This window comes from Neobacillus sp. plas4 (genome assembly GCF_057221695.1).
In genome coordinates this window covers 1873023-1886861 of record NZ_CM170152.1, presented here as the reverse complement: position 1 = coordinate 1886861, position 13839 = coordinate 1873023, and the positions used below count along the sequence as shown (strand labels likewise).

The window sequence follows — 13839 nt, the reverse complement described above, 5'->3', positions numbered from 1 at the left end:
GCACAAAATTCTGCGACTTAAAATATGTATAAGAGATTATTTCAATCTAGTCCTGTTTTGTCTAGCTCCAGCGCCTAGCCCCTCTACGGTCTACAGCCAATCACTTCGGAAGGCAAAAAGCACGCCTTCTGCCAGCGCTTGACTTATGCTTGTCGGGGCTGTGCACTAAGGAAAGCTCCTTTGAATAAACTTCGCAGGAACAGGCTGTGCTTGTTCCGAAGGCGCTTCCGCTTTCCTTTTTAAACCTAACAAAAAAGCGGGAAAAATCCCGCTTCTTTTGATTATCGACGAAGTCCTAGCTTATTGATTAATACACGGTAACGTTGAACATCTTTGTTACGTAGATACGTTAAAAGATTACGACGCTTACCAACCATTTTCAACAGACCGCGACGTGAGTGGTGGTCCTTCTTATGAGTACGTAAGTGCTCATTCAAATTGTTGATTGATTCAGTAAGGACAGCGATTTGAACCTCTGCAGATCCAGTGTCGTTTTCATGAGTTTTGTACTCATTGATTAGTTCGTTTTTACGTTCTTGAGTGATTGCCATCCTATTCACCTCCTAAATTTACTATCCCCTGTTACTGAGCAAGCGTCGGTGACTCGACTTGCCAAGCAAAGGTTATTTTTAATACGTTAATAAGAATACAACGTTTCGCGGCAAAAAGCAAGTTCTAACCTAATAAAAAGCTATTTTTCGCAATCATTTAGTAAGTGTTTGTCGATTTTATTAAAATACTGAATTGCATTCTGTTTATCTCTTTCGATTTGAGAAACGAGTTCTTCTATTCCGGAGAATTTTTGTTCCTTACGAAGGTATTTGTGCCATTCAACAATGACATGTTCACCATAGATACTTTGGTCAAAATGAAAAACATTTACTTCCACTGATACCCTAAAAGCATCCTTATTAAAGGTTGGTTTTGTACCTACATTACAAACACCTTCATACCAATTTTCACCTATCTTGATTCTTACTGCATAAACGCCAAGCGGCGGTAAAATATACTCATCAAATGTTTCAACATTTGCAGTTGGAAATCCAATCGTCCTGCCTCTTTTATCACCGTGGATGACCTCACCTGCCGTTATATAGAACCTGCCGAGCAGCCCTGGCAATTCAACAGTATTGCCTTCTCTAATAAATTGACGAATACGTGTTGAACTTACCTTTTCAGCGCCGCAGGTCAATTTTTCAACAACTGAAAAATTGAATTTTTCTCTCGAATGGAATGGCAAGGTTTCCATCGTGCCTTTTCCCATACGACCATAAGAGAAATCAAATCCAGCAACGACATGTTTTACATTAAGGTCAATAACATACTGGTCAATAAACTCTTGCGGCAGCAAGTTAGCAAACTCTGAGGTAAAATGGACAATAAAAAGATAATCGATGCCTATTGCCTCAATTAGGTTAATTTTATCAGCTATGGGTGTTATATATTGAACATGCTTTTCACTTTTCCCTAACACGACAGATGGGTGAGGATCAAACGTCATCACTGCTGACAGGAGCCCTTTTTGATCAGCTTGCTGTTTTGCTTCAAGAATAACCTTTTGATGGCCGCGATGGACTCCGTCAAAATAGCCCAGTGCCATAGATAACGGTGGTAATCCTATTTTATTTAAATTTAATGGATAATTTAACTTTATTACTTCCAAATGAAACTCACCTTTTCTTGACCGTAACCTTTTTAACCTTGATCATTACGCAGCACTTTAACTGGTTTTAAGAGCCCTGGCTTGTTCGGGTGTGCCGAATAAATGGCAAGAGCTTTGCCTTCTTCTGTCTCAGCGCTAATAGGTCCGTTAGTATTTTTTAAATGCTCTGGTATTGGTAAAAGTGCGCCATTTTTCACTTTCTCTGCTACTTTATCATTTATTATGTATTTCGGCAAATGAGAAAGTGCCATTTCTAAGGGTCTTAAACAAGTCGAAATCGTGCCAGTTTCCATTAACTTTTCAATCTCTTCAAATGTCAAACAATCATCAATGGTAAATGCAGCGGATTGGACCCTGACTAAGTTTGACATATGTGCAGGGTATCCTAGACTTTCTCCAATCATGACAGCTAGTGTCCTGATATATGTTCCCTTACTGCAGCTTACTCTAAACCGAAAGGTAATCAGCTCTCCTGAAAATTCATCACGATCATCCAGCAAATCAATTGAATAAATCGTCACCTTTCGAGTAGGACGTTCCACTTCTATTCCTTTACGTGCATATTCATATAGCCGAGTACCATTAACTTTTACTGCAGAATACATTGGTGGGGTTTGTTTGATTTCCCCTGTTAAAGAATGAAGGACTTGTAGTATTTCTGTCCTATTTATGGATCTTTCTACCTTCCTTTCTTCAACCTTTTCACCTGAGGCATCCTCTGTTGTAGTGGAGAAACCTATCGTTACTTCTCCTTCATAACTTTTTCCAGCATCTGTTATGTATTCAGCTACTTTTGTTGCTTTCCCTATACAAATAGGAAGAACTCCGGTTACATCAGGATCTAGAGTACCGGTATGTCCTACTTTTTTCGTCCTGAGAATCTTTCTAAGTCTAAATACACAATCATGTGACGTCAGCCCGGCAGGTTTGTACAAAGGTAATATTCCTTCCATCACAAACACCTCAATTTTATTTTATATCGAAAAAAATGGATAGACATGTGTCTATCCATTTATTCTTCTTCATTTTTTTCCATGCCTTTTTCTTCATGGTGCAATTGATGAATGAGGGAATTAATACGATTTCCATAATCCATTGATTCATCCCATTCAAAAAGGATCTCAGGTGTTTTACGTAAACGAATACGATGTCCAATTTCAGTTCGGATAAATCCCTTCGCTTTCGCAAGACCTTTCAATGTGTTTTCCTTTTGTTCTTCATCGCCCAAAACAGAAATATATACCTTAGCTTGTTGAAGATCTCCAGATACTTGAACATCTGTAACCGTAACAAAACCAATCCGTGGATCTTTGATTTTTCGGCCAATGATCTCACTTAGTTCTTTTTTCATTTGTTCTCCAACACGATTTGCTCTGTGACTCATCACTTCACCTCTTAACTTAAAGCCATTCTATATCGGTGATTGTTCTTTCTATTTCAGGAAAAGAATCAATTAATTTAAGTGCATTTTGAAGTTCTCTTTCAGTCATTACACGAGAGGACGTTACCGCTGCAATAGCAATTTTCGTTCTCTGCCACATGTCCTGATAGTCTACCTCTGAAACTGATACATTAAATTTTTGTTTTAACCTGGTTAGAATCCGCTGCAAAACGGCACGTTTCTCTTTTAAAGAATGAGCATCATAGATGATACATTCACAAACGGCTGTTCCTACAATCATTTACGTTCAATTTCTTCCATTATGAAAGCTTCAATAATATCTCCTTCTTTTACATCATTGAAGTTTTTAATGGTAATTCCACATTCATAACCTTGTGCAACCTCTTTAGCATCATCTTTAAAACGTTTCAGTGCATCGATTTGACCTTCGAAAACAACCACACCGTTACGAATTAAACGAATTCCGCTATCACGAGTAATTTTTCCGTCTGTTACATAAGAACCAGCTATCGTTCCAACCTTTGATACTTTAAAGGTTTGACGAATTTCTGCTTGACCAATTACTTTTTCTTTAAATTCAGGATCAAGCATACCTTTCATAGCAGATTCAATTTCCTCAATAACCTTGTAAATAATGCTGTGAAGCCTAACATCAACTTTTTCTTGCTCTGCTGCACGTTTGGCATTTACATCAGGGCGTACATTAAAGCCTATTACAATCGCATTAGAAGCGGAGGCAAGCGTAATATCTGACTCATTAATGGCACCTGCACCACTATGAATAATTCTGATATTAACACCCTCAACATCAATTTTTTGCAAAGAAGCTGCTACAGCTTCAGCTGAACCTTGAACATCAGCTTTTAGGATAATGTTTAAATCCTTCATTTCTCCCTGCTTTAACTGTTCAAATAAATTTTCTAAGCTGACAATTGATTTTTCACCGCGCTGTACTGCCAATGCCTGCTGTGCACGTGCCTCACCAACTTGACGAGCTGTTTTCTCATCATCAAATACGACGAAACGATCACCAGCCTGCGGAACATCACTTAGGCCAGTTATTTCAACTGGTGTTGATGGTCCAGCTTCTTTAACACGGCGTCCTAAATCATTCACCATTGCACGAACACGGCCATAAGTGTTACCCACAACAATTGGATCACCAATCTTTAGTGTTCCGTTCTGAACGAGCAGTGTAGCAACTGAACCGCGGCCTTTATCTAATTGGGCTTCAATAACGGTACCAACAGCTTTACGATTTGGATTTGCTTTAAATTCTTCCACTTCACTAACAAGTAGAACCATTTCAAGCAAACTGTCTATCCCATCACCATTTTTTGCAGAAATTGGAACGAAAATCGTATCTCCTCCCCAAGCTTCAGAAACTAATCCGTGCTCGGTAAGTTCCTGCATAACACGATCGGGGTTTGCAGCTTCTTTATCCATTTTATTAACCGCAACGATAATTGGAACCTCAGCAGCTTTAGCATGGTTAATGGCTTCAACTGTTTGCGGCATAACACCGTCATCAGCCGCTACTACTAGGATTGTGATATCTGTGATTTTTGCACCACGAGCACGCATTGTTGTGAAGGCTGCATGTCCCGGTGTATCAAGGAATGTTATCTTCTTTCCATTTTCAACAACTTGGTAGGCACCAATATGCTGGGTAATTCCACCAGCTTCACCTTCGGTTACCTTAGTGTGACGAATGGAATCAAGCAATGTTGTTTTCCCATGGTCAACGTGACCCATAATTGTTACAACTGATGGTCTTTCAATAAGGTCATTAGACTCATCTTCAGTAAAATAAACTTCAAGGTCGGTCGTATCAATTTTTACTTCTTCTTCAACCTCTACTCCGTATTCACCAGCGATTAATTCAATGGCGTCCTTGTCTAAGACTTGATTAATTGTCGCCATAACGCCTAGTAAAAAGAGCTTTTTAATAATTTCAGAAGGTTCACGGTAGATCTTTTTAGCAAGTTCACCTACAGTCAGAGATTCACTAAAAGTAATTTTAGCCGGCAGTTCTTTTACTTTCTTTACCTGAGGCTGTGCTTGCTGAACCGGTGTGTGGTTCTTTTTCCGGTTGTTATTATTATTGCGATTTTGATTATTATTATTAAAAGGTTTTTTATTCCCTTTACCAGCGCTGAACACTTTAGTTTCCTTAGATTGGAATTGTTGACTATTCTTTTTACTATCAACCGTTTTTGGTGGTGACACTACTTTCACCTTGCTAGGAGTTGCTGTCTTTGAGTCATCATCCTCAAAAGCTTTTGGGCTTGTTTTACTTTGCACTTGTGGTTTAACTCCCTGCTGTGGTTTCTGATTCTGGCGATTTTGCTGTTGCGGTCTAGCTTGATTTTGTTGTGGTTTGCTTTCATTCTTATTATAGGCTGCGTCTAGTTTTACAACCGCTGCATCCTCAATTGTTGCCATATGATTGGAAACCTCAATGTTCATTTCTTTTAATTTGGTAATTACATCTTTACTTGAAATATTGTGTTTCTTTGCATATTCGTAAACACGTATTTTACTCATATTTTTCACCCCCGCTAGAATTAATCGAGCAACGTCATCAGTTTTCTTGCAAATCCATCATCTAGTACAGCTACAACAACGCGGGCTTCTTTGCCAATCGCTTGGCCTAGAAGGTGGCGATCTTCCACTAGTTTATATGGAACTTCGTATGACTTACATTTATCTGTAATTTTTTTTGTCGTATTTGCAGATGCATCTGCCGATAATAAAACGAGCTTTGCTTTTCCGCTTCGTATCTCCTTAACAGAAAGCTCTTCACCCGATATGATTTTCCGTGCTCGATTGGCTAAGCCAAGTAACGACATCCATTGATTGGTATTCATATAGATTGCCTGTTTTCCTTCTCTATTAGTTCTAAAAGTTCTTCATATATTGTTTCACCTATAGAAACTTCTAGATGGTTCGATAGGATATTTTTCTTCTTGGCTAGTAGGACCGCTTCCTTGTCCTTAGAAAGGTATGCACCTCTACCCGACTTTTTCCCTGTTAAGTCGATCGATACTTCCCCTTCTTTTGAGCGAACGATGCGAACGAGTTCTTTTTTCGGCTTCATTTCACCGGTTGCGACACACTTACGCATAGGAACTTTTTTACGATTGTTCACGATCATTCACCTCACTTATTAATACTTTTCTTCTTCATCATTAAAGTCTACATCTGTTTGATCATCAAACAGTCGAATCATTTCTTCACGTGGATAGATTCCTATTTCACGTGCTTCTGTTTCAGATTTAATATCAATTTTCCAGCCAGTTAGTTTTGCTGCTAGACGGGCATTTTGTCCACGCTTCCCAATAGCAAGAGAGAGCTGATAATCTGGTACTACTACTGTTGTCGCTTTTTCTGATTCATTCACCATAACATCTAAAACTTTAGATGGACTTAAGGAATTAGCAACAAAGACAACAGGATTGTCTGACCATTTCACAATATCGATTTTTTCACCTTTTAGCTCATTCACAACGGCTTGAACCCTTGTACCCTTTGGACCTACGCAGGATCCCACAGGATCAACTTCATTGTTTTCGGAATGAACCGAAATTTTCGAACGGTCACCTGCTTCTCGAGCCACTGATTTTATCTCGACTGTACCATCATATATTTCTGGGACCTCAATTTCGAATAATCGTTTTAGCAGCCCAGGATGCGTACGAGATACGAAAATCTGTGGTCCTTTTGTTGTCTTTTCTACTTTCGTAATAAAAACCTTTATACGATCATGAGGCTTATAACGCTCATTTGGCATTTGTTCATTTACAGGCAGCAGAGCTTCTATTTTTCCAAGACTGACATAAATAAATTTTGAATCAAGTCTTTGAACAATACCGGTCATGATGTCTTCTTCACGATCGATGAACTCAGAATAAATAATGCCTCTTTCAGCTTCCCTAACCCGTTGTGTCACAACTTGTTTTGCTGTTTGTGCTGCAATTCTTCCGAAATCCTTCGGCGTTACTTCCATTTCAACCACATCTTCAACCACGTAGTTTGGGTTAATGTTTCTAGCATCTGCTAATGAAATTTCAAGTCGAGGGTCAAAAACTTCGTCTACTACTTCTTTTCTTGCAAAAACTCTCATTGAGCCAGCTTGTAAATTTAAATCAATTCGAACATTTTGGGCTTGATTGAAATTACGACGATAGGCTGAAATCAGTGCAGCTTCAATCGCATCAATTAATACATCTCTAGAAATGCCCTTTTCTCTTTCTAGTATTGTAAGAGCATCTAATAATTCGCTGCTCATTTGATCATTTCCCCCAATCTTTCATGTATTTATCTTTTATTATGAAAAAACGATTGCAAGTCTTGCACTAGCTACTTTTTCAAAAGGAATTTCGATGACTTTTTTACGGGTTTTGATTTTCATCTCAATCTTCACGATTTCACCGTTATAATCCAGCAACGTCCCTTCAAATCCTTTTTCGCCATCAATTGGTTCATATGTTTTGATAAATACATTCTTACCAATTGCCTTTTCGAAATCTTTTGCTTTTTTAAGCGGTCGTTCAGCACCAGGAGAGGAAACCTCTAGAAAGTAATTTTGGGTTATCGGGTCAAGCTCATCGAGTTTTTCACTAAGCCGTTCACTGACAATGCCACAGTCCTCAATATCAACACCGTTTTCTTTATCAATATATACGCGCAGAAACCAGTTTTTTCCTTCTTTTACAAACTCAACTTCCACCAATTCTAACGCTAATTCTTGAATAATTGGCTGCGCTAGCTCTTCTACTACTTTCGTTACTTTACTCATTTTCAACCTCCTTTACCGACATTTTCACCCATATTATACGTATTTCACGGAAAGTTTTATAAATAACTCTGTAAAATTATCCAATACAAAAACGAAAGAGCGGGTTTCCCCACTCTTGTACACGAGAGTATTTCTTAGTATTTCCAATAAAACTATACCATAACCAAATTTTATATGCAAACAACAATAGCCGAACCACCCTTAGGGGGAAGACATGAACTTCTTTTTTCCTAGGGCGATAAGCAAGCTAGAATAGTGAAAGCTGATTTTGTTCTGGTAAGGCTCCAAGACACCCTTGCTTATCTAAATATTCTAGAATAGTTTTCGATACTTTACCACGCTGCTGTAAATCTTCTTTAGATAGAAACTCTCCATCCTGCCTTGCTTTTACAATGTTATATGCAGCATTCGTACCAAGCCCTGGTATAGAATTAAAAGGTGGAATTAATGAATTTCCTTCGATGATGAACTCTTTCGCATCTGATTTATATAAATCATAATTTTGGAAAGAAAAGCCCCTTTCCGTCATTTCTAATGCCAATTCAAGGACAGTTAGGAGGTTTTTCTCTTTGTTTGAGGCCTCCAACCCTTTTGCGTTAATTTCTTCTATTTTTGCACGAATAGATTCAGACCCTCTTGACATCGCTTCGATATCAAAATCTTCTGCACGAACAGTAAAATATGCCGCGTAGTAGAGAAGCGGAAGATGAACCTTGAAATAAGCAATTCTTACGGCCATTAATACATACGCTGCTGCGTGTGCCTTAGGAAACATGTATTTGATCTTTTTACAAGAATCAATATACCATTCAGGTACTTCATTCTTGCGCATTTCGGCTTCCATTTCTTCAGAGAGACCTTTCCCTTTACGTACAGATTCCATAATTTTAAAAGCAAAGGATGGATCTAGCCCCTGATAAATTAGGTATACCATGATATCGTCACGACACCCTATAACTTCACTTAAGGTACAGGTTTGATTATGAATTAATTCTTGTGCATTTCCGAGCCATACGTCGGTTCCATGCGATAAACCGGAGATTTGGACCAATTCAGAGAAAGTCGTCGGTTTTGTATCTTCAAGCATTTGCCGGACAAATCGTGTACCGAATTCTGGTATCCCAAGCGTACCTGTTTTACACATGATTTGCTGTTCTGTTACACCTAGAGATTCGGTTCCACTAAATATCTTCATTACTTCAGGATCATCAGTAGGGATGGTTTTAGGATCGATACCGCTAAGGTCCTGAAGCATTCTTATTACTGTCGGATCATCATGACCAAGTATATCAAGTTTCAAGACATTATCATGAATTGAATGGAAGTCGAAATGAGTTGTCTTCCACTCCGAGTTTCGATCATCTGCAGGGAATTGAATCGGTGAAAAATCATAAACATCCATGTAATCAGGGATAACGATTATTCCACCCGGATGCTGACCCGTTGTTCTTTTTACACCCGTACAGCCAGAGGCAAGGCGTTCAATTTCCGCCCCACGTAATTGAAGGTTATTGTCCTGCTGATAGGCTTTTACATAGCCGAAAGCAGTCTTATCTGCAACGGTTCCAATAGTACCAGCTCTAAAGACATTGTCCTCACCGAAAAGAACTTTCGTGTAGTTATGAGCACGTGGCTGATACTCCCCGGAAAAGTTCAAATCTATGTCCGGAACCTTGTCACCTTTGAAGCCAAGGAATGTTTCGAACGGAATATCGTGTCCGTCTTTTTTATATTTACCGCCACATTGCGGACAATCCTTATCTGGTAAGTCAAAGCCTGAACCAACGGAACCATCATTGAAGAATTCCGAATGCTTACAGGTTGGACAAACATAATGTGGTGGCAAAGGATTTACCTCTGTAATTTCTGTCATAGTAGCAACTAAGGACGATCCGACTGAACCACGTGAACCGACAAGATAACCATCATCCAACGATTTTTTCACAAGCTTATGTGAAATCAAGTAAATAACGGCGAAACCATGTCCAATAATACTCTTTAATTCTTTTTCAAGACGTGCTTCTACAATTTCTGGAAGCGGTTCTCCGTAGATCTTCTTTGCCATTGAATAGCTCATTTCCCGCATTTCTTCATCGGCGCCTTCGATTCTAGGAGTATACAAATCGTCTTTAATAGGTTTTATGACGTCAATCATATCTGCAATTTTGTTTGTATTGGTAACGACAATTTCCTTCGCTTTCTCTTTGCCTAAGAAGGAAAAGGCATCAAGCATTTCATTCGTTGTCCTAAAATGAACATCGGGTAAATGATGTCGGTTTAGTGGATTGGCCCCGCCTTGAGAGTTCACCAATATTTTTCGATAGATTTTGTCGTTTTCATTTAAATAATGGACATTACCAGTTGCCACAACAGGAATGCCTAATTTATCGCCAAGCTTTACGATGTTCCCAATAATATCTTCTAACGCCTTTTCGTCACGAACTAATTCCATTTCTAATAATGGAGCATTTACTTCCTTAGGCATTACCTCAAGGTAATCATAGAACTGTGCAAAAGCTTCCACTTCATCAGGAGATTTTTGCATCATCCCCTCAAAAACTTCCCCTTTATTACAGCCAGATCCGACCAGAATTCCTTCTCGATATTTTTGAAGGACAGACCGGGGCAGTCTCGGAACTCGATAAAAATATTCAATATGGGAAATCGAAACAAGTTTAAATAAATTCTTTAAACCTGCTTCTGTTTGTGCAAGCAGTGTACAGTGGTAAGGACGTGCCCGCTGATAGGCATTTCCTTTCCCCATGTTATCGTTAAATTGATCATGGTATTCGATACCTTTATCAAGTGCATCTTTAAGCATTTTCAGCAACAAGTAACCTGTTGCTTCCGCATCATAAATTGCTCGGTGGTGCTGGGTTAATTCAATATCAAATTTCTTGGTTAATGTATTTAATCGATGATTTTTCATTTCTGGATATAGAAATCTACCCAGTTCGAGCGTATCAATGACTGGATTTTTTGCCTTTCCCAGCCCAATGTTTTTATATCCAACATTGAGGAATCCCATATCGAAGGAGGCATTGTGCGCAACTAGCACGTCGTCTCCTACCCAATCATGAAACCTTTGTATGACTTCTCCGACTTCAGGAGCATTTTGTACCATATCATCGGTTATTCCTGTTAAGTTAATCGTTGTAGCCGATAGTCGATGATGCGGATTAGCGAAGGACTCGAAACGGTCAACGATATCCCCATCTTTTATTTTTACAGCTGCAAGTTCAATAATCGTATCATAAACGGCAGACAGACCCGTCGTTTCAACGTCAAATACAACAAATGTATCTTCTGCAATTAAACGGTGGGCGTCATTATAGGTAATAGGAACACCATCATCAACAAGATTTACTTCAACTCCATAAAGGATTTTGATATCATTTTTCTTTCCAGCACCATACGCTTCCGGGAAGGATTGGGCAACAGCATGATCGGTTACCGCAATCGCTTTATGGCCCCACTTCTTCGCTTGAGTAATAAGCGCTCCTACTGGAGTGACAGCATCCATTGAGCTCATTGGTGTATGGAGATGAAGCTCCACACGCTTTTCATCCTCTGGAGCAGTATCCTTACGTCCCGGTGGTTTGATTTCGTTAATATCATTTCCAATCATGACTAAATCACGGACAAAGGTATCGTTTTGAATGCTTCCTCTAACTTTTACCCACATACCTTTTTTAACAAGCTGGTAAAGCGCTGCGTCTTCTTTATCCCGAGAAAACATTTTAACCATCAGTGAGCTTGTATAATCAGTAATCTTAAATGTTAACAGAGTTCGGCCACTTCTTAATTCTCTTGTCTCCGCATCAAAAATAAAACCTTCCACGGTGACTCGTCTCTCTTCGTCAACTATGTCAATCATGTTTCGAAGGTCGGAATCATCCTTAATTGTAAGCCCAATCGAAAGTGGTCCTTCTTGAATAACTCCTGAATCTTTCTCGGCCTCTTTCTTTTGCAAATCAGCCAATGCAGCGAGTCCGCGTTCCTGATCTTCCTTTTGTTTCGCGAGTAAAAATTGTTGATATTCGTCATTTTTTTCGACCGTACTTACATCCGTTTCAATGGTTAAGGTCGGAAATCCAAATGATTGATAGAGTCCTGTAATCAGGGATCCATATTTCCTTTTTAAAGCCATGCCCTCTGTTTCGTTACGGACAGAAATCGTTAGCTTATTCCCACTAATCATTGGTACCTGCTCATTTAATAGTTTTAACATCGGAGGTGAAATACCATCAATTTGCTGAATGCTATAATTCCAATAATCCAGAAGTAGTTCAGAGTTAAAGCTTGGCTCCGCTACTTGAATTTCATAGGAGATACTTGCAATATTTGAAAACTTTCTTTCTAGTTGGGTAGTGAAGCGAAGGTACAAACTAAAAGGAAGTATTTTTTCTAATAAAAATTGAAAATGCCATTTGCGTGCCTTTTTCTCGACAATAAATCTTTCAATTTGAGCATTTTGAAATTGTGCTACTACAGCGTCCTCTTTTAATTCTAGTTGCTGGAGCAAGAGTAAGAATCGCTCTTTTTTGCCTGAGGCATGTTCGCTCATCATTCCCTCTCCCATCTATATCTTTATCTATGTCAAAGAGTAATTATATCATATGATAGCTTTTCTTTCGGCTAAATTCGACAGAAAAATAAAACCAAAAAAGGGTTCCAGTGGAACCCTTAAATAATTGGATTTCTTATAGAAAAAACCTTTGGATGTCATTCCAAGTAACGACCAACATCAAAAGCATAAGCAGTGCAAATCCGATAAAGTGGACCATTCCTTCCTTATGACGATCTATTGGCTTTCCTCTAACTGCCTCTACTGCGAAGAACATTAATCTTCCACCATCAAGTGCCGGAATCGGTAAAAGGTTCATGATCCCTAAGTTAATACTTAATATCGCGGCCCATTTCATCACATAATATATTCCTGACTGTACGACTGTATCGGTGGAAGCATAAATGCCAACCGGTCCAGAAAGCATGTCTATGGAGAACTGGCCAGTGATTAGCTGCCCTAACATGACAAAAATTTGCTTTGTCCAAAAGTATGTCTCAGTAAACCCAGCAGTAATCGCTTTTAATGGTGATTTTTCAATCGGGCTATATACACCAATTAGACCTATTTTTTCACCTTCAACACTCTGCTCTTTTGGTGTTACAGAGATTTCCTGTTCTTGACCCTCACGGCTTATTGTAAAATCAAGGTTTTCATTTGGATTTTCCCTAATGATTTCTACCACATCCGACCAGCTTGAGATCTCAGCGCCATTAATACTTTGTACAATGTCACCTTCCATTAATCCAGCTGCATTTGCTGCACCATCCGGCGTGATTACACCTAATTTGGGTTCGTTCGTAGGAACTCCTTGCAAGAATGCAATGATAATGAATAAGAAGAAGGCCAAGACAAAATTCATCATCGGACCTGCAAAAATAGCCATTGTTCTTTGTGGCAGGGTTTTGGAAGCAAATTGACGATTATATGGAGCTAATTGAGTTTCAATTCCATTTTCAACTGTAACGGCTGTCGGACTAACGGAAAAAGTTTGCAAGTTCTCTTCCTCGTCCTCTGGATAACCTTTAATAAACAGCTTGTGTTCAATATCTGCATGTTCTACTTCAATAATGCGGCATTCAGGATATTTTTCTTTATTGTTTATAATGATTTTATTCACAGTATTATCTTTGTCGAATAATAAACCGATCCGATAACCTGGTTTTATTTCAACTACTTCTGGGTCCTCACCAGCCATACGCACAAACCCACCGATTGGCAATAATCTGATTGTATAGGTCGTTTCACCCTTTTTATGCGAGAAAACCTTGGGACCAAATCCAATGGCAAATTCACGGCATAAAATACCAGCACGTTTCGCAAAAACCAAATGGCCCAATTCGTGGAAGAAGACGAGAGCACCAAAGATAACAATAAAGGCAATAACTGTACTCAAACTAAAAAAC

At 39.0% G+C, this 13839-nt stretch carries 12 protein-coding genes; all 12 read right to left on the bottom strand.

Features of this window, described 5'->3' with window-relative positions; all coding sequences use genetic code 11:
- Positions 1-281: 281 nt before the first annotated feature.
- Entirely contained in the window at positions 282-551 is a 270-nt protein-coding gene (gene rpsO, locus AC2TFD_RS09480) for a 30S ribosomal protein S15 (protein ID WP_335509366.1), read from the bottom strand.
- A gap of 140 nt (positions 552-691) precedes the next feature.
- Positions 692-1663, bottom strand: coding sequence for a bifunctional riboflavin kinase/FAD synthetase (ribF, locus tag AC2TFD_RS09475; protein WP_335509364.1), 972 nt, complete (start codon positions 1661-1663; stop codon positions 692-694).
- A gap of 32 nt (positions 1664-1695) precedes the next feature.
- On the bottom strand, positions 1696-2616 hold the full coding sequence (gene truB, locus AC2TFD_RS09470) for a tRNA pseudouridine(55) synthase TruB (protein ID WP_335509362.1): 921 nt from the start codon (positions 2614-2616) through the stop codon (positions 1696-1698).
- Between the two features lie 59 nt (positions 2617-2675).
- Positions 2676-3047 (bottom strand): 30S ribosome-binding factor RbfA, encoded by a 372-nt coding sequence (gene rbfA, locus AC2TFD_RS09465; protein ID WP_335509360.1) that lies wholly within the window; start codon positions 3045-3047, stop codon positions 2676-2678.
- 16 nt (positions 3048-3063) lie between these two features.
- The gene (locus AC2TFD_RS09460; protein ID WP_335509357.1) at positions 3064-3345 is read right to left on the bottom strand and encodes a DUF503 domain-containing protein; all 282 of its coding nucleotides are present in this window, start codon (positions 3343-3345) and stop codon (positions 3064-3066) included.
- Positions 3342-5612, bottom strand: coding sequence for a translation initiation factor IF-2 (gene infB, locus AC2TFD_RS09455; protein WP_335567455.1), 2271 nt, complete (start codon positions 5610-5612; stop codon positions 3342-3344). Before infB ends, AC2TFD_RS09460 begins: the two co-directional genes overlap by 4 nt.
- 20 nt (positions 5613-5632) lie before the next feature.
- Entirely contained in the window at positions 5633-5935 is a 303-nt protein-coding gene (locus AC2TFD_RS09450) for a YlxQ family RNA-binding protein (protein ID WP_335509353.1), read from the bottom strand.
- Complete coding sequence (gene rnpM / locus AC2TFD_RS09445) at positions 5932-6216, bottom strand: RNase P modulator RnpM (protein ID WP_335509350.1); 285 nt, start codon at positions 6214-6216, stop codon at positions 5932-5934. The genes AC2TFD_RS09450 and rnpM overlap by 4 nt, the downstream gene beginning before the upstream one ends.
- An 18-nt stretch (positions 6217-6234) precedes the next feature.
- Positions 6235-7356: a transcription termination factor NusA gene (gene nusA, locus AC2TFD_RS09440; RefSeq protein WP_335567456.1), complete on the bottom strand. Its 1122-nt coding sequence runs from the start codon at positions 7354-7356 to the stop codon at positions 6235-6237.
- A 39-nt stretch (positions 7357-7395) separates the two neighbouring features.
- Positions 7396-7866: a ribosome maturation factor RimP gene (gene rimP, locus AC2TFD_RS09435; protein WP_335567457.1), complete on the bottom strand. Its 471-nt coding sequence runs from the start codon at positions 7864-7866 to the stop codon at positions 7396-7398.
- Between the two features lie 247 nt (positions 7867-8113).
- The gene (locus AC2TFD_RS09430; RefSeq protein WP_484675490.1) at positions 8114-12433 is read right to left on the bottom strand and encodes a PolC-type DNA polymerase III; all 4320 of its coding nucleotides are present in this window, start codon (positions 12431-12433) and stop codon (positions 8114-8116) included.
- A gap of 136 nt (positions 12434-12569) precedes the next feature.
- Positions 12570-13829: an RIP metalloprotease RseP gene (gene rseP / locus AC2TFD_RS09425; RefSeq protein WP_335567459.1), complete on the bottom strand. Its 1260-nt coding sequence runs from the start codon at positions 13827-13829 to the stop codon at positions 12570-12572.
- Between the last annotated feature and the right edge of the window lie 10 nt (positions 13830-13839).

Bases quoted from the DNA above. Each gene is read 5' to 3' on its own strand.
- rpsO (WP_335509366.1), bottom strand. From the start codon at position 551: ATGGCAATCACTCAAGAACGTAAAAACGAACTAATCAATGAGTACAAA.
- truB (WP_335509362.1), bottom strand. From the start codon at position 2,616: ATGGAAGGAATATTACCTTTGTACAAACCTGCCGGGCTGACGTCACAT.
- rbfA (WP_335509360.1), bottom strand. From the start codon at position 3,047: ATGAGTCACAGAGCAAATCGTGTTGGAGAACAAATGAAAAAAGAACTA.
- AC2TFD_RS09460 (WP_335509357.1), bottom strand. From the start codon at position 3,345: ATGATTGTAGGAACAGCCGTTTGTGAATGTATCATCTATGATGCTCAT.
- infB (WP_335567455.1), bottom strand. From the start codon at position 5,612: ATGAGTAAAATACGTGTTTACGAATATGCAAAGAAACACAATATTTCA.
- AC2TFD_RS09450 (WP_335509353.1), bottom strand. From the start codon at position 5,935: ATGAATACCAATCAATGGATGTCGTTACTTGGCTTAGCCAATCGAGCA.
- nusA (WP_335567456.1), bottom strand. From the start codon at position 7,356: ATGAGCAGCGAATTATTAGATGCTCTTACAATACTAGAAAGAGAAAAG.
- rimP (WP_335567457.1), bottom strand. From the start codon at position 7,866: ATGAGTAAAGTAACGAAAGTAGTAGAAGAGCTAGCGCAGCCAATTATT.
- AC2TFD_RS09430 (WP_484675490.1), bottom strand. From the start codon at position 12,433: ATGAGCGAACATGCCTCAGGCAAAAAAGAGCGATTCTTACTCTTGCTC.